The organism is Amycolatopsis rhizosphaerae, from assembly GCF_007713715.1.
Lineage (GTDB): Bacteria > Actinomycetota > Actinomycetes > Mycobacteriales > Pseudonocardiaceae > Amycolatopsis_E > Amycolatopsis_E rhizosphaerae.
This window is the reverse complement of sequence record NZ_VJWX01000891.1, coordinates 1-1,049: the sequence shown is the minus strand read 5'-3', so window position 1 is coordinate 1,049 and position 1,049 is coordinate 1. Positions and strand designations below refer to the sequence as shown.

Genomic DNA, 1,049 nt, shown 5'->3' with positions numbered 1-1,049 from the left:
AGTCCACCCGGGACGGCGGGTTCCGTCCCGACGGCCGCGCCCGGCGTCCGCCGGGGCAGGCCCGCCGGGGCGGCCTGGCTCTCGCCCGCGGTCTCCTGCGGGGACAGACTGCCCGCCGAACCCGGCGCGCGCCGGGGCAGGCCACTCGCGACGGTGGACGCCTCGTCCACCGGCTCGCGCTGCGGCATGCCCCCGGCCCGGGGGGTGCGGCGGGGCAGGCCACTGCCGGTGACCGGCGCCTGCTCGGCGGCCTTGACCTCGTCCCGGCCGCTGACGACCGCCTCGGTGATCTGCGGGATCGCCGAGGTCACCTCCGCCGCACCGACCGGCACGGGCCCACCGGCCGCCGGCTTCTGCGTGGTGGTGGCTGGCTTGCCCTGCTCCTGCGCGGCATGCCTGCCGCGCTTCACCCCGCGCTGGAAACTGCTGAGCCTGCCCCGGACATCCGCCGGGTCCCGCACCGGGATCAGCGGCGCGGCGTCCTCTTCGGACTGGCCGGACGGTGCGGGGGCACTCGGCGTGGCGCTGCCGGGCATCAGCTGCTTGCCGCGGCGGCGCTGCGGCAGGCCGGCCTCGGTGTAGCTGGTGACCTCGCTCTTCGAGACCTCCTGGACGGTGCGCCAGCTCTCGTCGGCGGCGAACGCCCACGCCGAGGAGGGGCCGCTCTTCTCACCGGAGGCCTCGGCGTCGCCGGAGTCCGCCCCGGAATCGCCGTCGGCCGTGGACTCGGCGGGCTCGGCGGAGTCACCGGACTCGCCGGGGACCTTCACGGACGCAACGGACTCGTCGGCCCGCTCCGCCTCGTCCCTGCCGGAAGGGGGTTCCGGGACCGCGGGCGGCTTCTCGGCGCGGAACCACGCGGACAACGTCTCGTCGAAGATCGGCGTGAGCTCGGGCTCCTCCGGCGGCGCCGGAGGAGCGGGCTTCGGCTCCACCACCGCGGCCGTGCTCCACCATTCGGTCAGCGCACCGGCGTCGGTGTTGGCGGCGAACAGGTCCTTACCACCGGGCATGGCGCTCGAGGCGGGCGCCGCCGGCTCGGCCGGGGC

General features: G+C 76.9%; 1 pseudogene. It reads right to left on the bottom strand.

From position 1 onward, the window contains the following. Positions 1–1,013: pseudogene (locus FNH05_RS37655) on the bottom strand (hypothetical protein); the annotation flags it as partial. Positions 1,014–1,049: the final 36 nt, after the last annotated feature.